This window comes from Sphingobacterium hungaricum (assembly GCF_015210005.1).
In the GTDB taxonomy this organism is placed as follows: domain Bacteria; phylum Bacteroidota; class Bacteroidia; order Sphingobacteriales; family Sphingobacteriaceae; genus Sphingobacterium; species Sphingobacterium hungaricum.
This window is the reverse complement of the sequence record NZ_MU158698.1, coordinates 748,413-768,448: the sequence shown is the minus strand read 5'-3', so window position 1 is coordinate 768,448 and position 20,036 is coordinate 748,413. Positions and strand designations below refer to the sequence as shown.

19 protein-coding genes are annotated in these 20,036 nt (G+C 38.6%); 16 read left to right on the top strand and 3 right to left on the bottom strand.

What is annotated here, in order from left to right; translation table 11 throughout:
* Positions 1–10: 10 nt before the first annotated feature.
* From C4F49_RS06515 to C4F49_RS06465, 11 genes are all read left to right on the top strand, one after another.
* Entirely contained in the window at positions 11–2,140 is a 2,130-nt protein-coding gene (locus tag C4F49_RS06515) for a penicillin-binding protein (RefSeq protein ID WP_196935068.1), read from the top strand.
* The gene (locus tag C4F49_RS06510) at positions 2,140–3,597 is read left to right on the top strand and encodes a UDP-N-acetylmuramoyl-L-alanyl-D-glutamate--2,6-diaminopimelate ligase (RefSeq protein ID WP_196935067.1); all 1,458 of its coding nucleotides are present in this window, start codon (positions 2,140–2,142) and stop codon (positions 3,595–3,597) included. The genes C4F49_RS06515 and C4F49_RS06510 overlap by 1 nt, the downstream gene beginning before the upstream one ends.
* Positions 3,598–3,599: 2 nt before the next feature.
* Complete coding sequence (gene mraY / locus C4F49_RS06505) at positions 3,600–4,844, top strand: phospho-N-acetylmuramoyl-pentapeptide-transferase (protein WP_196935066.1); 1,245 nt, start codon at positions 3,600–3,602, stop codon at positions 4,842–4,844.
* Positions 4,845–4,846: 2 nt separating this feature from the next.
* A complete protein-coding gene (murD, locus tag C4F49_RS06500; RefSeq protein ID WP_196935065.1) occupies positions 4,847–6,220 on the top strand; it encodes a UDP-N-acetylmuramoyl-L-alanine--D-glutamate ligase in 1,374 nt (457 codons plus the stop codon).
* 11 nt (positions 6,221–6,231) lie between these two features.
* Positions 6,232–7,425, top strand: a complete 1,194-nt coding sequence (locus tag C4F49_RS06495) for an FtsW/RodA/SpoVE family cell cycle protein (protein ID WP_196935064.1) — start codon at positions 6,232–6,234, stop codon at positions 7,423–7,425.
* Positions 7,426–7,433: 8 nt separating this feature from the next.
* On the top strand, positions 7,434–8,534 hold the full coding sequence (gene murG, locus C4F49_RS06490; RefSeq protein WP_196935063.1) for an undecaprenyldiphospho-muramoylpentapeptide beta-N-acetylglucosaminyltransferase: 1,101 nt from the start codon (positions 7,434–7,436) through the stop codon (positions 8,532–8,534).
* Between the two features lies 1 nt (position 8,535).
* Positions 8,536–9,894, top strand: coding sequence for a UDP-N-acetylmuramate--L-alanine ligase (murC, locus tag C4F49_RS06485; protein WP_196935062.1), 1,359 nt, complete (start codon positions 8,536–8,538; stop codon positions 9,892–9,894).
* Entirely contained in the window at positions 9,884–10,723 is an 840-nt protein-coding gene (locus C4F49_RS06480; RefSeq protein WP_196935061.1) for a cell division protein FtsQ/DivIB, read from the top strand. Before murC ends, C4F49_RS06480 begins: the two co-directional genes overlap by 11 nt.
* 21 nt (positions 10,724–10,744) lie before the next feature.
* Positions 10,745–12,112 (top strand): cell division protein FtsA, encoded by a 1,368-nt coding sequence (gene ftsA / locus C4F49_RS06475; RefSeq protein ID WP_196935060.1) that lies wholly within the window; start codon positions 10,745–10,747, stop codon positions 12,110–12,112.
* Positions 12,113–12,249: 137 nt separating this feature from the next.
* Positions 12,250–13,929, top strand: coding sequence for a cell division protein FtsZ (ftsZ, locus tag C4F49_RS06470; RefSeq protein WP_196935059.1), 1,680 nt, complete (start codon positions 12,250–12,252; stop codon positions 13,927–13,929).
* A gap of 159 nt (positions 13,930–14,088) precedes the next feature.
* The gene (locus C4F49_RS06465) at positions 14,089–15,231 is read left to right on the top strand and encodes a sugar phosphate isomerase/epimerase family protein (RefSeq protein ID WP_196935058.1); all 1,143 of its coding nucleotides are present in this window, start codon (positions 14,089–14,091) and stop codon (positions 15,229–15,231) included.
* 28 nt (positions 15,232–15,259) lie between these two features.
* Here the strand turns inward: C4F49_RS06465 and C4F49_RS06460 are convergent, their stop codons facing one another.
* Positions 15,260–15,907, bottom strand: coding sequence for a response regulator (locus C4F49_RS06460; protein WP_196935057.1), 648 nt, complete (start codon positions 15,905–15,907; stop codon positions 15,260–15,262).
* A 235-nt stretch (positions 15,908–16,142) separates the two neighbouring features.
* On the opposite strand from C4F49_RS06460, the gene mscL reads away from it, so the two are divergent.
* The 5 genes from mscL to tsaB all read left to right on the top strand — a co-directional run bounded on the left by mscL (position 16,143) and on the right by tsaB (position 18,279).
* Positions 16,143–16,550: a large-conductance mechanosensitive channel protein MscL gene (gene mscL, locus C4F49_RS06455; protein WP_196935056.1), complete on the top strand. Its 408-nt coding sequence runs from the start codon at positions 16,143–16,145 to the stop codon at positions 16,548–16,550.
* Positions 16,551–16,721: 171 nt separating this feature from the next.
* Positions 16,722–16,880: a 50S ribosomal protein L34 gene (gene rpmH, locus C4F49_RS06450; protein WP_081643199.1), complete on the top strand. Its 159-nt coding sequence runs from the start codon at positions 16,722–16,724 to the stop codon at positions 16,878–16,880.
* Positions 16,881–16,944: 64 nt separating this feature from the next.
* Entirely contained in the window at positions 16,945–17,367 is a 423-nt protein-coding gene (locus tag C4F49_RS06445) for a ribonuclease P protein component (RefSeq protein ID WP_196935055.1), read from the top strand.
* Positions 17,318–17,572, top strand: coding sequence for a membrane protein insertion efficiency factor YidD (gene yidD, locus C4F49_RS06440; RefSeq protein ID WP_196935054.1), 255 nt, complete (start codon positions 17,318–17,320; stop codon positions 17,570–17,572). The genes C4F49_RS06445 and yidD overlap by 50 nt, the downstream gene beginning before the upstream one ends.
* 5 nt (positions 17,573–17,577) lie before the next feature.
* Positions 17,578–18,279, top strand: coding sequence for a tRNA (adenosine(37)-N6)-threonylcarbamoyltransferase complex dimerization subunit type 1 TsaB (gene tsaB / locus C4F49_RS06435; RefSeq protein WP_196935053.1), 702 nt, complete (start codon positions 17,578–17,580; stop codon positions 18,277–18,279).
* Here the strand turns inward: tsaB and C4F49_RS06430 are convergent.
* Positions 18,274–19,179 (bottom strand): magnesium transporter CorA family protein, encoded by a 906-nt coding sequence (locus C4F49_RS06430; protein ID WP_196935052.1) that lies wholly within the window; start codon positions 19,177–19,179, stop codon positions 18,274–18,276. The genes tsaB and C4F49_RS06430 overlap by 6 nt on opposite strands.
* A gap of 107 nt (positions 19,180–19,286) precedes the next feature.
* Complete coding sequence (locus C4F49_RS06425) at positions 19,287–19,904, bottom strand: OmpH/Skp family outer membrane protein (protein ID WP_196935051.1); 618 nt, start codon at positions 19,902–19,904, stop codon at positions 19,287–19,289.
* Between the last annotated feature and the right edge of the window lie 132 nt (positions 19,905–20,036).

Below are 20,036 nucleotides of genomic sequence, written 5' to 3'. Positions count from 1 at the left end.
TTAAACTCCAATGAATATTAGGAAATCCATATTAATTAGGGTGTACCTGGCGTTCGGGCTGATGGTATTTGGGGCGCTTGCGGTCTTCGCTAAGTTGCTTCATTTGCAGTACGTGGATGGAGGCGAGTGGCGCGCGATCGCCGATAGTTTAACTATTAAAGAACGTGTTATTGAAGCTGCCAGAGGAAATATTTATTCCAATGACGGAAGTTTATTAGCGACTTCTGTTCCAGAATATGACATTCGTTTTGATGCGATGGCAATTCCTGCAGATCAGCCAGAAATTTTTAATGAGAAAGTAGATTCGTTGGCTTATAAATTAGCCGATTTTTTCAAGGACCGTTCTTCTAGGCAATATTTAGCCTTGTTAAAAGAGGCACGTGCGAAAAAACAGCGCTATACGTTAATTAAACGCGATGTGAATCATCAAGATTTGAAGGTAATCAAAGAATTCCCTTTGTTAAAAGCATTTAAGGTCGATAAGAACAGGTATTCGGGAGGGTTGATCGCTGTGCGTGAAAACAAACGGATTTTGCCATTTACCAATTTGGCTGCCCGTACAATTGGATACAAAAACTACACAGGAATTGACACCGTTCTTGTTGGGCTGGAAGGTGCATACGGACATTACATTGATGGAACAAGTGGCGCTCAGATGATGCAGCGTATTGCTGGCGGTGTTTGGATTCCAGTAAATCGGGAAATAGAAGTTGCTCCAGTTGATGGTTCGGATATTATTTCGACGATCGATGTGAATATGCAGGACATGGCGCAACGCGCGTTGGAAAAACAGTTGATCGAAAGCAATGCAGACAATGGCTGCGTAATTTTGATGGAAGTGAAAACTGGAGAAATTCGTGCCATTGCAAATTTCACGAAAGATACAGACGGTAAATACCGGGAGAAATTTAATTATGCTATTGCGCAAGGTGCTGACCCTGGCTCGACATTCAAATTAGCGTCTTACTTAATCGCTTTGGATGACGGAGTGGTGGATACAAGCACAGTCATTGATATTGGAAATGGAACGTATAAAGTTCCTTCTCATACGATCAGGGATTCGCATGCGCCAAAAAAATCACTGGTTACTGTAAAAGAAGGGTTTGAAGAATCTTCAAACGTTGCGGTGACGAAAATGATCAATACGCATTATGGGAGCAATCCGGACAAATTCGTCAACAAATTACATAGCTGGGGATTAGATCAGCCTCTAGGATTGCAGATTCCAGGTGAAGGAATTCCCATTGTGAAAACACCAAAAAATAGATCATGGAGCAAGCTGTCCTTAATTCAAATGTCTTACGGCTATGAATTAAAATTGACGCCGATGCAAACATTGACCATGTATAATGCGGTCGCAAATGATGGTAAAATGGTTGCGCCCTTGTTTGTAAAAGAAATTCGTCATTTAGGCAATACAGTTGAGCGCTTTCATGCGCGAGTGATCAACAAACAGATTGCTTCCGAATCAGCGATCGATAAAATGCAGAAAATGATGGAAGGGGTGATGGATCATGGGACTGGAAAACGGTTGACAAGTCCATTGTACAAAGCTGCTGGTAAAACAGGGACGGCTCAAATGGCTGATGATTCCAGAGGGTATGGAGCTCGCCGTTACCAATCTTCTTTCGCAGGTTATTTTCCTGCAGACCATCCAAAGTATTCCATGATTGTCGTGATTCGTAATCCAAGGAATGGGTACTATGGTGGGTCAGTTGCAGGACCTGTATTCAGGGAGTTGGCAAACATGGTTTTTGCAAATGACGTATCGATGCATAGCACATTGACTAACAGGAAAGTGAATGTTGCCGGAAATAAAGTTCCTCAAACCTTGATCGGTTCTAAAGATGCATCTTCGAAAGTGTACGATGCCTTAGGATTTACTGGGGTTAATTGGAACATGGCCGCTAGAAGTGGAAAGGATACAAGCGCGTCTAAAGGATCTCCTTGGATTGACGTACAGATCAAAGAAGGAACGGTGCCGAATGTGGTCGGTATGGGTTTGAGCGATGCCTTGTATACAATGGAAAACGCAGGATTTAAGACCCGTGTTTCAGGTAGAGGACGAGTGATTTCACAATCGTTATTACCGGGCGAAAAATTACAAATGGGGACTAATATCTCAATAGAATTAAATTAATGAAATTAAAAGAATTATTACATGCGATTCCAGTTAGGGAATTAAGAGGTCAGCTTGATGTTGAGGTGGCTTCGCTATGTTTTGATTCTCGTAAAGTTGAAGCCGGAAGTCTATTCATTGCTATTTACGGCACGCAGGTCGATGGACATCAGTTTTTGCCGAAAGCAATTGAACTGGGCGCCTCTGTCTTGGTTGTTCAGGAATTGCCTGTTATTTTCAATGAAGAAGTGACTTACGTTTTAGTAGATGATACTTCATATGCTCTTGGGATACTCGCAGCAAATTTCTACGAGAACCCCTCGAAGGAATTGAAATTGGTTGGGGTCACAGGAACGAATGGAAAAACGACAGTAGCAACGTTACTATTTAACTTATTTGATAACCTAGGCTATCATGTCGGATTATTGTCCACGGTAGAAAATAAAATTGGCGATCGCATAATTCCAGCAACACATACAACTCCAGATCCAATTGCTCTAAATAGTTTATTGCGCGATATGGTTTCTGATGGATGTGATTATTGCTTTATGGAAGTAAGTTCGCACGCCGTTGCGCAGCAACGGATTGCAGGATTACGTTTCGCTGGAGGCATATTTACAAACATTACGCATGATCATTTGGACTTTCATGGCACATTTGATCATTACATCAAAGCGAAGAAAAAGTTTTTCGACGATTTGGATCGTTACGCTTTTGCATTGACCAACATCGATGATAAAAACGGAGCGGTCATGTTGCAAAATACATTCGCTCACAAGAAAACATACGGCATGCACAACATGGCTGAATTTAAAGCCAAAATTATCGAAAGTCATTTCGATGGTATGCTTTTGTCGATTGATGGACATGAGGTGTGGGTGAAATTAGTCGGAAGTTTCAATGCTTATAACTTATTGGCCGTTTATGGAGCCGCTATTTTATTGGAGCAAGAAACGCTTAAGGTATTGACGGCGCTTAGTGAAATCCATGGTGCAGCAGGAAGATTTGAACCTATTCAATCGAACAAAGGAACTATAGGAATCGTTGATTATGCGCACACGCCTGATGCGGTGAAAAATGTTTTGGAAACCATTCGCGATTTGCGCAAACCGAGTCAGCAGATCATTACGGTTTTAGGATGTGGCGGTGACCGTGATAAAACGAAACGTCCGGAAATGGCTGAAGTTGCTGCGAAATTGAGTGATAAAGTAATCATTACCTCAGATAATCCAAGAACAGAAGATCCTTATCAGATCATCAAAGATATGGAAGCTGGTATTCCTGCCGGAAAGAAGAAAAACGTGTTTACGATTGCAGACCGAAAAGAAGCAATCAAGGCGGCTTGCCATTTGGCACAAGCAGGTGATATCGTTTTAGTTGCAGGAAAGGGACATGAAAACTATCAAGAAATTCAAGGAGTGAAGCATCATTTTGATGACAAAGAAGTTTTAATAGAGGTATTTAAAGAACAACAATAATTATGTTATATTATTTATTCGACTGGCTAAATGACCATAACCATATCCCTGGGTCGGGTTTGTTTCAATACATTTCCTTCCGTACGGCTATGGCAGTTATTGTTTCTTTAATTATCACAACAGTTTTTGGTAGCCGATTGATTCGTCTTTTGCAAGTCAAGCAAGTCGGCGAAACAATTCGTGATTTGGGTTTGGAAGGCGAGAAGAAAAAACAAGGAACACCGACTATGGGTGGTCTGATTATTATTGCCGGAATCTTAATCCCAACATTGCTGTTTGCGAAACTGGATAATATTTATGTAATCATCATGATTGTGACTACCATTTGGATGGGAGCAATTGGATTTTTAGATGATTACATCAAAGTTTTTAAGAAAAATAAAGAAGGCTTAGCTGGAAGATTCAAAGTGATCGGACAGGTAGGATTGGGAATCATCATTGCTTTTACGATGTATTTTCATCCGGATATTGTTGTGCGCCAAACGGTCACAAATCCTACTTCGTCAAAACCAGTGGAAGTGTACATCAACGAACAGACTGGTGAAAAATACTATACTGAAAATGTAAAATCAACGAAGACGAACATTCCATTTTACAAAAACAATGAGTTCGACTATGCCAAAGTGTTGGACATGTTTGGCTTGAATTCGCCTTGGATGACGTTTATGGTCTTCTTGGTCTTTGTAGTTTTTATTGTAACCGCAGTATCAAACGGCGCAAATATCACGGACGGTATCGACGGCTTGGCCACGGGAACTTCTGCCATCATAGGCGTGACATTGGCAATCCTAGCATACGTTTCGGGTAACATCATATTCTCTGATTATTTGAACATCATGTATATCCCGAATTCTGGAGAGCTAGTAATTTTTGCCGGAGCATTTATTGGAGCATGTACGGGATTTTTATGGTACAATGCCTATCCAGCGCAAGTTTTTATGGGCGACACAGGAAGTTTGGCTATCGGAGGGATTATCGCTGCATTTGCCATCTTGATCCGTAAAGAATTATTGATTCCAATCTTGTGCGGTATATTCTTGATTGAGCTCGTTTCTGTCATCACACAAGTTTCGTATTTCAAATACACAAAGAAAAAATATGGCGAAGGCAGAAGGATATTCTTAATGTCTCCGTTGCATCATCACTATCAGAAGAAAGGGTATCATGAATCGAAAATCGTAACACGTTTTGTTATCGTTTCGATCATCCTGGCCATTTTAACAATTGTGACTTTAAAAGTTCGATAAGCATGTCAAATATTGCGCATACATATTATCCACAATCCGGCCGCCTTGTAATTCTTGGCGCAGGGGAGAGCGGAGTTGGAGCTGCCATTCTTGGAAAAGATAAAGGCTTTGATGTGTTTGTTTCTGATATGGGAAACATTGCCGATTCGTATAAAAATACATTGGTTGCTGAACAGATTTCGTTTGAAGAAACTACGCATTCAGAAGAGCTGATTTTAAATGCTGCTTTAATCGTAAAAAGTCCAGGCATTCCAGAGAAAGCGCCTCTAATCAAAAGACTTAGAGCATTGGGCATTCCTGTGATTTCTGAGATTGAGTTTGCTGCGCAATACACCGACGCAAAATTATACTGCATTACGGGTTCGAACGGCAAATCGACTACGACTATGCTGACCTACTACATGTTGCAGAAAGCAGGTGTGGATGTGGGTTTGGCGGGAAATATAGGAAGAAGTTTTGCATTGCAAGTTGCAAGGGAACCTCATGAAGTTTACGCTTTGGAAATTTCCAGTTTTATGCTGGATGACATGTATCATTTTCGAGCAGATGTAGCCGTGATACTAAACATTACGCCAGATCATTTGGATCGCTACGATTATAAATTGGAAAATTATGTCGCCTCCAAATTCCGAATGGTTCAAAATCAGACGGAGAATGACTACTTCATCTATTGTGCAGATGATGAAGAAACAATGAAAGCGTTGGATAAGCATCCGACAAAAGCACTGCATTTGCCAATGAGCCAATTGACAGAAGAGACGATCGGCGCTTGGTTAACAGAAGACAAGAATATAGTAATTAACGTACCACATAGAGAACAGTTTACGATGAATATTGAAGAATTATCACTGCAAGGAAAACATAACGTCTACAACAATATGGCTTCCGGATTGGTTGCGAAAGCGCAAGACTTACGCAATCAAACGATGAAAGAGAGTATGAGCTCCTATGTGAACATTGAACACCGCCTTGAGCATGTTGCTTGTATCGGAGGTGTCAATTACATTAACGATTCAAAGGCTACAAATGTCAATTCGGTTTGGTATGCCTTGGAAAGTTTTTCACCAGACATTGTATTGATCATGGGTGGGGTTGATAAAGGAAATGATTATGAAATGTTGCGTGACTTGGTTAAAAGCAAAGTCAAAGCGATTATCTGTATCGGAAAAGACAATACCCGTATTCATGAATCATTCGAAGAAGATACTGATGTGATTGTCAACAGTGCTTCGATGCAGGATGCAGTTTCAATCGCTTCTCATTTGGCAAAAAAAGGAGATACTGTCTTGTTGTCTCCAGCCTGCGCAAGTTTCGATTGGTTTAAAAATTACGAAGAAAGAGGAAATAAATTTAAAGAGGCCGTTATGGCCATATAATATTTAAGCAGATGGATCAGCTGTTTTCAAAACTTAAAGGCGACAAATGGATATGGATTATCGTTCTGATTTTATCAGGATGGTCCTTGCTTGCTGTATATAGTTCAGTTGGAACTTTGGCCTACAAAGAAGGCAAAGGAACAGAAATGTATTTGTTCAAACATTTGGCAATTATTATTGTCGGGTTTGTCTTGATGTTTCTTTCGCACAAATTGGACTATCGCTATTATGCCGGTATTTCAAAATTGTTAATGATTATTACGATTCCTTTATTGCTGTACACCTTAGTTTTTGGAGAAAGCATCAATCAAGCAAATCGTTGGGTAACGATTCCGGTTATTAATCAGACATTCCAAACTTCGGATTTAGCAAAATTGGCTTTGATTACATTTCTTGCCAGAATGCTTTCTCGAAAGCAAGAAGAAATTAAAGATGTAAAAAAATCGTTCGCACCAATTATGGGGGCGGTTTGTATAGTCTTTGTGTTAATTGCATTAGCCAATCTGTCAACAGCTTTGATGTTGTTCAGTGTGTGTATTTTACTGTTATTGATCGGTCGAATCAGTTTTAAGCAGATCGCTATTGTTTGTATTAGCGTTGGCGTTTTGTTGACTTTGGTTATGTTATTAGGGCCAAGACGTGCAACCTACATCAGCCGTTTGGAAGGGTTTTTCAAAACAGAAGAAGTAGCAACAGGTACAGTTCCATTCCAAGAAGATAAAAATTTCCAGGCGAACAATTCAAAAATCGCGATTGCAACTGGAGGGACATTTGGAAAAGGACCAGGAAATTCGATGCAGCGCAACGTGTTGCCTCACCCGTATTCGGATTTTATTTTTGCGATTATCATTGAAGAATATGGTACGATTGGCGGTTTTATTATTCTGTTTCTATATATCGCATTGATGTATCGATGCATACGGATTGTGACTTTGAGTCCGCGAGCCTTTGGTGCTTTTTTGGCGGCAGGTTTAGGATTTAGCCTGACCATTCAAGCCTTGGCAAATATGGCGGTAGCAGTTGGTCTAGGCCCAGTGACAGGTATTCCATTGCCTTTGGTGAGTATGGGAGGAACATCCATTTTGTTTACAAGCGTTGCCTTGGGGATTATCCTGAGCGTAAGCCGGAATATTGAAGAGTTAAAGTATAAAGAAGAGTTAAACGAAACTCCGAAAGTACGTAAAGTAGTTGTCGGTAGCATTTAATAAAAAATATGGCACGTAAAATAATCATAAGCGGTGGTGGTACAGGAGGGCATATCTTTCCTGCGATTGCTATTGCGAATGCATTACTTAAACAAGACCCTTCGACCGAAATCCTTTTTGTAGGAGCAAACGGCAGGATGGAAATGGAACGTGTGCCTGCTGCGGGATACGAAATTGTTGGTTTGGATATTCAAGGGATTAATCGCCAGTCGATTTGGAAAAATATCTCCTTGCCGTACAAAATGATTAGCAGTTTATGGAAAGCGCGCAAGGTGTTGAAAGATTTTGATGCTGAAGTTGCAGTTGGTGTTGGTGGATATGCTTCGGGGCCTTTGTTGATGATGGCTAACTGGATTGGGATTCCGACTTTGATACAGGAACAAAATTCTTATGCAGGAGTAACCAATAAGCGATTGGGCAAAGATGCAAAGAAAATATGTGTGGCTTACGAAGGAATGGAGCAATTTTTTCCAGCCGAAAAGGTCATGCTGACAGGCAATCCGATTCGCCGTTCTTCAGTAAAGATTGAAGGAAAAAGGGAAGAGGCTTTGCATGCTTTTGCTTTAGACCAGACGAAGAAGACCATTTTAATTACCGGCGGAAGTTTGGGTGCAAAGACCTTGAACGAATGTGTAATTGCTGGTTTGGATAAATTAATAGCGAAAGATGTTCAGGTAATCTGGCAATGCGGAAGTTATTATTTCGAAACACTTCAAGAAGAGTTAAAAGATAAATTGCCAGAGCAGATTAAAATGCTTGCATTTTTAGAGCGCATGGATTATGCCTACGCTGCGGCGGATATCATTATTGCGAGAGCAGGTGCGGGAACGATTTCCGAATTATGTGTGGTTGGAAAGCCTGTGATTCTGGTGCCGTCTCCGAATGTTGCGGATGACCATCAGACAAAAAATGCAGTTGCATTAACAAACAAACATGCGGCTGAAATGGTGACCGACTTATCTGCACGCATTCATTTAGTGGACAAAGTTTTGGAGCTGTTGGACGATGAAGGCAGACAGGAAGAGTTAAGCACAAATATTAAATCCTTGGCAAAATTGGATGCCGATGAAATCATTGCTGAAGAAGTGTTGAAAATAGCAAAGAAGTAAAATGAATATAGATAAAGTAAAAAAGGTTTATTTGATTGGCATCGGCGGCATCGGCATGAGTGGTTTAGCGCGCTATTTCCAACATTTGGGCTATGCGGTAGCGGGCTATGACAAAACCGAAACTGAATTGACCAAAACATTGGACGGCGAAGGAATTGCGATTTCGTACGAAGATGATGTGGAGAATATTCCTTCTTTGTTTGCTGAACCAAATGAAGAAACGTTAATCATTTTTACTCCAGCTGTTCCTAAGGATTTGGCTATCAAAAATTATTTCCTTGAAAAAGGACATACGCTCTTTAAGCGTTCGCAAGTTTTAGGATTTATCAGCGAAAGCCGCTTTACCATTGCGGTAGCGGGAACACATGGTAAAACGACTACTTCTACGATGATTGCGCATATTTTGAAAGATTCGGGTTATGATTGCTCAGCATTCTTAGGAGGAATTAGTACAAATTACAACAGCAATGTGCTGTATGGAAACAATGATGTTGTGGTTGTTGAAGCGGATGAGTATGACCGTTCGTTTTTGACATTGCATCCAAATATTGCTGTCGTGACATCAGCTGATGCGGACCATTTAGATATTTATGGAGACGAAAGCCATTTGATTGAGTCGTTCGAATTGTTTTTGGGTCGCGTAGTCGAAGGTGGAACGAGCATTGTCAAGAAGAATCTTCCTTTTGGAGACGACATTCTTTATGCGAATGATATTCCATGCGATGCGTACGCAACGAACGTTCAAGTTAGAGACGGAGAATTCTATTTCGATTACTTATCAGAAGATTTAAAAATTGAGAATATCCATTTAGGAATTGCAGGAATTCACAATGTCGAAAATGCTGTCGCAGCGATTACGGTTGCCAAATTATTGAAAATCGATGCTTCTAAAATTGTTGCTGCATTGAGTTCTTTTGCTGGCGCAAAACGAAGATTTGAATACATCGTTAAGAATGAAAAGCATATCTACATTGATGATTATGCACATCATCCTGAAGAATTGCGTGCGTTCTTAACATCCATGCGCAAATTGTATCCGAATAAAAAGCTGACTGTTGTCTTCCAGCCACATTTGTTCTCAAGAACGAAGGATTTTGTGGATGGCTTTGCCGAAGTTTTAGGCTTTGCTGACGAACTTTTGCTTATGGAAATCTATCCGGCTCGCGAGTTGCCAATGGAAGGTGTGGATTCAAGCTGGTTAGCTAGCAAAATTGATTTAGAAAATAAACGGATTGTAAGTCCGGAAGAGGTGTTAAAAATAGTTGAGGAAGAACGTCCTGAATTAATTGTTACAGTCGGTGCAGGAGATATTGACCGTTTGGTAAAACCATTAAAAAAACTATTAGGCGATGTTAGCTAGTTTCAAATTAATTCGATGGAAGCTGGTCTGGTTCGCATTTCTAGGCCTCGCGGCGCTAGTGGGCTTAGTGCTTTTGATGAGCTTAATCACAAAGAAAGACCAGGTTCAAACGACCACAGCGATGAAGGTTATTATTATGGGCAAAGAATCTTTCATTGACCAGAATGACATTTCGAATCTGATTAATAAAGAATTTGGTGCCGTTGTAGGCAAGCCTTTGAATAGCGTTCCTTTGCAAGAAATTGAGAAGTCTTTGGAAAAGCTTCCTTATGTTTCGGATGTGGAAGTGTTCACCGATATGGATGGTGTAATTCAGGTTTCCATTCAACAGCGTGAAGTGATTCTTCGGGTCATCAACGCATTTGGCAAGGAATATTATGTGGATTCCAAAGGAGTTAAAATTCCGGTGACTTTACGTTATGTTCCGCATGTTTTAGTGGCGAATGGCAATATTGCCGAAGGCTATACAAAGCCATTGGAAGAATTAAAAACGCCCTTGTTAAAGGATTTAGTCAAAATTGTCGAACAAGTGAAAGATGATGCATTATGGTCGAATCAGATTGTTCAATTGTATGTCAATAGCGAAAAAGATATTGAAATTGTTCCTCGCGTGGGCGACCAGCAATTGATTATCGGAAATGCAGATTCTTTGAGTTATAAATTGGAGCGCTTGCAGGTTTTTTATAAAGAGATTTTACCTAAAGTAGGCAATGATGCTTACGCGAAGGTCAATGTAAAATATGGCGGACAAATTATTTGTGAACGAAGAGGGGAATGGTTTCTCGACAGTTTGCAATTAAAGATTAACAAGAGTTTAGTAGTAAATTAAGAAATAACAAACACACAGCATATGAAACCAAGAATTACAGAAAATGAAAAAGAAAATCCAATCATCGTTGGGTTGGATATTGGCACAACAAAGATTTGTGTAACTGTAGGGCGACGTAGTGGAACGAATAAAATTGAACTTTTGGGCGTTGGTAAAGCTGAATCAGCTGGTGTCAACCGAGGAGTTGTTGCTAATATTCAGAAAACTGTCGGAAGCATTAGAGAAGCTGTTTCGATAGCAGAGGGTCAATCCAATGTAGACATCAAAGTGGTCAACGTTGGTATTGCAGGGCAACACATCAAAAGTATTCAACATCGCGGAATTTTGACTAAAAATGACGACGATGAAATCGGACGAATCGATGTAGAACGATTGATTTCTGACATGTACAAATTAGTTCTTCCTCCGGGAGAAGAAATTATCCATGTCCTTCCTCAAGAGTTTACGATTGATAACGAACCTGGAATCAAAGAACCAATTGGTATGGCAGGCCGTCGTGTGGAAGCAAATTTCCATATTATTTCTGGACGTGTTACGGATATCAAAAACATCAAGCGTTGTGTAGACAATTCTGAATTAGAAGTTTCTTCTTTGGTATTGGAACCTCTTGCATCATCTGAAGCTGTGTTGGATGACGAAGAGAAAACTGCAGGTGTTGTTTTGGTCGATATCGGTGGCGGTACAACAGACGTTGCAATTTTTCACGAAGGAATTATTCGCCATACAGCGGTTATTCCGTTAGGAGGAAATATTGTTACAGAAGATATTCGCCAAGGATGTGCTGTGCTTCGCAATCAAGCTGAACAATTGAAAGTACGTTACGGTTCTGCTTTGGCAGATGAAAATAAAGACAACGAAGTTATTTGCGTACCGGGAATCCGCGGAAGAGATGCAAAAGAAATTTCTGTAAAAAATCTTGCCTACATTATCCAAGCGAGAATGGAAGAAATTATTGAGCATGTTTTCTACGAAATTAAATCTTCGGGATACGAAGATAAATTGATTGCAGGTATTGTAATTACTGGTGGTGGTGCCCAATTAAAACATTTGGTACAATTAGTGGAATACATTACAGGAATTGATTGCCGTATCGGTTACCCGAATGAATATTTGGCAAAAACAGATATGTTGAACAAACAAGCTTTCGATGAATTGAAAAGCCCATTGTACGCAACGGGAATCGGTTTGTTGATTAAAGGTATTCAAGCATTCGAGGAAGACGAAGCGACAAACAGAGAAGTCGTTGTTAAGAAAACAGAGACTAAAGGTAAGGTCAAAGAGATTGCTGAAAAGCAACAGAAAAAAGAAAGTTGGTTTACAAAAATTATATCGGATTTTATCAAAGACGATACAAATATTGATGACGACACATTTATTGGGAAGAAATAATTTTCAACACAGAAGCAACTTTTCCACAAATTAACAATTGTGGATAACTGTTGTGAAGAAAATGGTATTATTACATTGAATTGTTGAGTTTGTTAGGGAAATAGCGGGTTCAGCAAGCGTTAAATAGGAGAAATTTTATGTCGATACAATTTGAAATGTTAAAGGAAAACTCGTCAATTATTAAAGTAATTGGCGTAGGTGGTGGCGGTGGAAACGCGGTCAATCATATGTATAAGCAAGGTATTAGTGGAGTAGATTTTATTGTGTGTAATACCGATGCACAAGCCTTAGAATTAAGCCCAATACCTAATAAAGTACAGTTAGGCGCGAGCTTAACCGAAGGAATGGGAGCTGGAGCAGACCCTGATGTAGGTGAAAATTCAGCAATTGAATCGATAGAAGATATCAAACGCATGTTGGGTTCGAATACCAAAATGTTGTTTATTACTGCCGGAATGGGTGGTGGTACTGGAACAGGCGCAAGTCCTGTTTTAGCAAAGGCAGCTAAAGAATTGGGTATTTTAACTGTGGCGATAATCACGACGCCATTCACTTTCGAAGGGAAAAGAAGACGCTCACAGGCGGAAGAAGGATTAGAAGAATTGCGTAAATATGTGGATTCATACTTAGTCATTTCGAATGACCGCTTAAGAGAAATATTCGGCAACTTGACGATGACTGCCGCATTCGCGAAAGCGGATGATATCTTAACTACGGCAGCTAAAGGTATTGCGGAAATTATTACGATTCCTGGTTACGTGAACGTGGATTTTAAAGATGTGCGTACAGTAATGAATAATAGCGGTGTCGCTATTATGGGGAATGCAATTGCTAAAGGTGAACAAAGAGCTTTAGACGCTGTTACAGGTGCTTTAGCTTCGCCATTATTGAAAGATAATGAAATCGAAGGCGCTCGCTATATCTTATTGAACATCACTTCTGGAACGAAAGAAGTAACAATGGATGAGGTAGCGATTATTACCGATTACATTCAGGAAAAAGCAGGTCTTTCTGCTGATTTAATCTGGGGTAATTGCATCGACGAAGCTTACGAAGAAGAACTTTCTGTGACGATTATTGCTACAGGATTTCAAACAGCTGATGAGCGCGTGAAAGAAAAGGAAAAAGAGAAAATTGCTTTGCCTTTGACTCCAGAGTCTCCTTCGGCATTCGTTCGCCCTATTTCTCAAAATCAATTCGCTCCGAAAGTAGAAAATACAGAAAGTTTTATTAAACCTGTGCAGCCTGCGGTTTCAGAAGCTCCTTCTCAACCATCGCAAACTGATTTGTTTAATAACCATTCAAAACCATACGCTGGAAATGTGACAACGAAAGTTGAAACAGAGAAAGAGATTATTAAGCATACGCTTGATTTTAATGATGCTTCTGAAGAAGAAGAAACGAAAGAAGATAATTCTGGTTTTGAATTAAAAACAACGGCTTCATCATTCGAATTTAAATTGCCTTCTGTTTTTGATTCGTATGAAAATACAACAAAACAAGACGAAGAAATTGAGCATGCAACAAACCAAGTGATTGCTCAAGAAGAAGATAGAAAAGAGGATGTTAGTTTTGAGGACCAATTAATGAAAACGAAAGAACGTATTTTGCGTTTGAAGGAGTTGAGCATGAAATTGAAATCATCAAACGGTTTGCAAGAATTGGAAACAGAGCCAGCTTACAAGCGCAAGCAGAAAGTATTGGATGATGTTCCTCATTCTTCACAATCTCAAGTTTCTCGTTTCACATTGTCTTTTGATGATGGAGAAACTGAAATTAAATCGAACAATTCTTTCCTGCATGACAATGTAGATTAATAGAAGTTTTTCAAAATAAGGAAAAGGGTTTGAAGCAATTCAAACCCTTTTCTATTTGTCAGAAGCAAGTTTTTTTACGGCAATAATTCCTAGAAATGAATTTTCCTTAAAGTTAGTCTGGCCAATTTTCAGTATATTTAGCTGCAAAATTTAAAATATATGGCTTTACAAAAATTAAATAATCCAATTTGGTTAATGACTTCTGCCTATCCTGATTTAACGTTGGATGAAATTATTTCAACAGCGAAAGAGTTAGGTGCTCAAGGGATAGATTTGTGTGTTTTTAGAAAAGACGGAACCAGAGAAGACCATACAGCAACCCATTTAGATTATGATAATTTCACGGTTGACACTGCGAAAGAATTGATTGAAAAGTTCAACGCGGCAGAATTAAGCCTTTCTCTAGGCGCCTTTGAAAATATGATCGGCGGAGACGAAGATCAGCGCGTGAAGAATCAAAACCATTTGCTTAAATTAATCCGTATCGCGCATTTATTGGGTGGTGATCAAAACAATGTGAAAGTCGGAACTTTCGTTGGCTATAACCATGCCTTAGGAAATGAGATCGATGGTTTTCAAAAGAATTTGGAAGAGTACAAACGTGTTTTCGAACCGATCATTGCTTATGCTGAACGCTTAGGTGTTACGGTATTATACGAAAACTGTCCAATGGAAGGATGGAGGTCATCCCGTTATACGTCTACTTATAATAATTTGCCAGCAGTGTTAGCTGCACGTAAATTGATGTATACATTAATTCCAAGCAAATCGCATGGTGAGATTTACGATCCATCGCATGACATTTGGCAAAACACCAATCCTGTGGATGTTATTCAAGCGACAGACATCAGTAGATTGCATCGCATCCATGTAAAAACAACGCGAAATCTAAAAGTGAAATCGCGTACAGAATGGGGCGGTATGTACCCGATGCAACACGTTGACGAATCATTGGCTGAGAAAGCTGGAATTGATATTCCAAAGCACGATTGGGACAGACACCACTATGAAGCGATGTTGCCAGGATTTGGCGGTACAGATAACATGGATTGGAATGATTTTACAGATGTTTTGAAAGAGAAAGGATTTTCTGGGCCTTTTGAGATTGAGAATGAAGCCAAAAATTCAAAAGATACCGGAAATATGAAAGCCAATAATCAAGGGTTTCAGGCAACCATCAATTTTCTGTCGCCATTGCTATGGGATTTGGACGAAAAGAATGGGTATCAATTTGCAAATTACAAACCGCTGGAAGCAGTTGAGGTGACTGATATTCCAGTAGAAACTATGGATACAGTTTAAGGTTTACTAAATTAAATGCAACAAAAGACTAGTTGTTTTTTGTTGCATTTAAATTGAAGAGCTCGATTAATTCGGCAATATTATTCACTGCCAATTTCTCAAAAATCCTGCTTTTGTAAGTGCTGATTGTTGAAGAACTCAGCTCCAATAAATTGGAAACTTCCAAAATCCCCAACCCGCTAATTAAATGTTTAGCGACATCCATTTCCCTGTTCGATAATTTATTTAAAGGATTTGCAGATTGCGTGCTGGCTTTGCTCGTCGTCAATTTTTGAACATATAGATCTTTTACAGCATCAGACATGTACTTCCCGCGAGAGGTTACGCTCAGGATCGCGTTATTAAGCTCTGACATTGCCGTGTTCTTGTGTAGGTATCCGCTTGCTCCAGCTTCAATATATCTAAGCGCATACAAGCTCTCATCGTACGATGAAAATACCAGGATTTTGACATCGGGCTGGATGGCTAATAATTCTTTAATAACTTTAATGTTATTTCCTCCAGGCATATTGATGTCTAAAAGAATTAAATCGATATGTCTGTTTTTTAAAATCTCGTATACTTCGTCGTAAGTCTGAGCCTGCAATAATGTAGAATCAGAAAACATTTCTTTCACTATAATCGAAGCTCCAAGACGTACTATACTATGGTCATCGGCAATTAATATTTTTTTCATACTTAGATGTAGTAAAAAAGCACAGTAATATTCATAATTAAAAATCGTTAAACTAAACAGGTTATTTTTAGCATGATTACTAACAAAGTTACTAAATAAATAACTATTGTCAATTTACATGGACAGAATAAAAAAAACTTCAGTAAATATATTTTTAATATTTTAATTTAAGAGTAAAAATAGGCATTTTTACATTGAATTTAAATAATAGCTATTCATATAACTCAATTAAACTATGGGATTTTTAAAAGAATTTAAAGAATTTGCAATGCGAGGAAGCGTTGTCGATTTAGCTGTCGGTGTTGTTATCGGTGGTGCATTTGGTAAAATTGTGACTTCGCTTGTCGACGATATCATTATGCCAATCATCGGTACGTTAACTGGCGGAATTGATTTTTCGGACTTGAAGTATGTTTTGGTGCAGGCGAACGAAGCAACTGGAACATCTGAAGTTTCGATTAATTATGGAAACTTTATCAACGTTATTATCCAATTCTTAATTATTGCATTCTGTATTTTCTTAGTCATCAAAGGAATAAATTCATTCAAACGTTCTGAGCCAGAAGCTCCAAAAGCACCTCCAGCTCCTACGAAAGAAGAAGTTTTGTTGACTGAAATCAGAGATATTTTAAGAACTAAATAGGTTTAATCTTCGTTTAGAAATAGCAAATCCGAATAGGGTTTGCTATTTCTTTTTTAGCCAGATGATATAATTCTTAATATTATTTGGTTTTTACTGAAAATAACTTTACTTTTGCATTCCTTATTTGAGGGAATTATTTTGTCAATATTACTTTAAAAGCATATTAGCGTCATGAAAAGAACATTTCAGCCTTCGCAAAGAAAAAGAAGAAATAAACACGGATTTAGAGAGCGTATGAGTACTGCAAATGGCAGACGCGTATTAGCATCTCGTAGAGCAAAAGGCAGAAAACGCCTTTCTGTTTCTGATGAATATCGCCATAAAGGATAATAGCGTAAGTATTTTTTAATGACTTATTACTATTCATGGCTTTTTTAGTCCTGTAATTTGTCTTATGAAAACTTATACTTTTAAAAAAGAAGAACGATTATGCAGTCAAAGATTAATAAATAATCTTTTTCATAATGGTTCTTCTTTTGTTGTTTATCCTTACCGCGTGGTATTTACTGTTGGAAATAGGACGGATGAGTCTAAAACTCAGGTATTAGTTTCTGTTTCTAAACGAAGAATCAAGCTCGCGACAAAGCGTAACTTTATTAAGCGCAGAATCAAAGAAAGCTATCGACTGCAGAAAGATGCATTGTTGTATTCTTTTCTGGATGAACAATTGCTTGATTTAACATTCTCGATACAGTATTTGGGTGACTTAACAGTCCCTTACAGTACATTGTATAGCCGAATGGGAGATATGCTTAAAAAATTGCAACATGAATGTGTTAAAAACAATTTGGACAGTGTGCATCATAAATCCACTTAGGTGGATATTTGTTGTCATTATCCGAATTTATCAGATTTTTATTTCGCCTTTACTAGGCGCAAATTGTCGATACACACCGACCTGTTCTCAATACGGGAAAGAAGCAATTTTAAAATATGGTCCTTTTAAAGGTGGTTGGTTAACTATTAAACGGATTTTAAGTTGTAATCCATGGGGTGGTCACGGCCACGACCCTGTTCCTTAATAACTATGGACAAGTACATTTTAATCATCGAAACAGCAACTCCAGTTTGTTCGGTCGCATTATCCAAAAATCATACAGTTTTAGATTACATCGATTCGGCTGAGCCCAATATGCATGCCAATCAGCTTACGCTTTACGTTGAAGATTTGTTGTCGCGAAACAATCTTGTCGCTTCCGAACTGCATGCCGTAGCGGTCAGCTTAGGCCCAGGTTCCTACACGGGTTTGCGGATAGGCGTCTCTACAGCGAAAGGACTTTGCTATGCCCTTGATATTCCTGTTATAGGGATTCATACCTTAGATGCCATGGCAGATTGGTTTGCGAACTATCATTCCCAATCGGAGAATACTGTCTTAGTGCCGATGATTGATGCTAGACGAATGGAAGTTTACTGCGCATTCTATAAAAATGATGGAAAACAGATCAGCGAAACGCAAGCAAAGATTATCGATAGTTTGAGTTTTGAGGAATTCGTTTCGGAAGGAAAACAGATGCTATTATTTGGTTCGGGAGCAGATAAGTTTTCTGACTTATTTTCTGAGAATCCATCCATTGAAATTTTTCCTGAGTTCAAAAATTCCGCAAGATTTTTAGCGACAAAAGCTTATCAAAAATTCGTCAATCAAGAATTTGAGGACATGGCTTACTTCGAGCCTTTTTACCTAAAAGAATTCGTGACAACAGTTTCAAAAAAATCGCTTTTATAGCCAGCCCTTCTTTTTGAACCAATAATAAATCATTCCCGACAGCACAAGCATCAGCACCAAGATCGCTGGATACCCATAATACCACTCCAATTCAGGCATGTGTTCGAAATTCATTCCATACACTCCAACGATAAATGTTAAGGGCATAAAGAACACTGAAATAATCGTCAGCGTACGCATAATTTCATTGGTATGATTGGACTCGATATTGAAATAAACGGATAAAAGCTGGCTTGTATTCTCTGCTAAATTTCTGTACAACGTATTTGTTCGCGTATATAAGTCACGCAAATCCTGCGTGTAAATATTTTTGTATTCAGGCATGTGGAAATAATCCACAATATCTTTATAATGTGTCAAGATAATGCGTATTAAATCGATTTGTCGTTTCAGATAATATAATTTTCGAAGAAATGGCTTTCTTTTGCGGTGCAAAAATACTTGTTCTTCATAATCATCCAATTTCGGAGCAAGGTTATTTGTTAACAACGTTTCGAATGAGCGAAGTGATTCCGATACGATAGAATTGATTAAACTTTTGCTTGATTGCAAACGTTTGTGATCTTTATTAAGCGACTTGAGATTCTCTAAGTATTCAATCCTGTTTCTATGCACAGTAATCACAAATTCTTCATCATAAAAGATGGAAATGCGTTCTGTGATTTCTGTCATCGTGTCCGAATTTTCATGAAAATCAACAGGAATGGATCTCAGGATTAAAAAATGGTAAGTGTCAAACTCTTCGATTTTGGGTAGGTGGCCTACCTCCAAGCAATCTTTTATGGACGCTTCGCTCAAATTGTATTCTTTGGCCAGATCAACGAAATCCTCTTTTTTAGGATTGGAAATATCGAACCATTTAAAATTGCATTCCGGATTGTCTAAAATTTGAGTAACCATAATCTATTCTTAATCCGTGAATTTATTGACTAAAACTCATTTATGCAAATCACAAAAAAAGGCTATTCATTTTTGAATAGCCTCCTTGTTTTATTTTTTAATAAAGATTATTTCTTTTCAGAAGCTTTCTTTGCGCTGTATTCTTTGTTTAATCCAGCAACCACTTCATTTGTGATTTCCATTTTAGAATCTGCATACAAAACAGTTGGATTAGATTTCGAATAAGTTAATACCAAGCTATATCCATTTTCTTCCGCATGTTTTTTCAAGTAATCGGTAACTGCAGTGTAAACAGCATTGAATTCTTTAGATTCTTCTTGCTGAATTGCAGCAGAAGCATTTTGCTGAATTTGACCCAATTCTTGTTGCTTGCGAGCAAGTCTTTCTTCAGTTGCTTGTCTTTCAGAAGCACTCAAAGTATTTGCTTTTTGTTGATAATCGGCAACCTCACGTTGAAAAGCTTGTCCTTTAGCTTGGAAACTTGCTTCTTCTTTTTTCACTTTGCTTTCCATTTTAGTACGAATATCTTTGAAATACTCGTATTTTTCTGAAAGCGAATCCGAATTTACGTAAACGATTTTTTCTTCTTTAGCTGAGCTGCTAGCCGTCGAATCTGATGCTTTTGTTGAAGTTCCAGCGCTCTTGTTTTGATTACATGATACAGCTGCTGTCGCTAAAATTAATCCGAATGCCAACTTGGACCCGGTTGAAAATAATTTATTCATTCTTCAGTATATTTCTATTTTAAATAGCAAACCTACTAAAAAAAAATGAAATCTATTTTTACCAAAGAATGAAACCTGAAAAAATGTTGAATTGTGGAAAATTTTGCGTGCAGAGAAACTGTTTTTTGATGA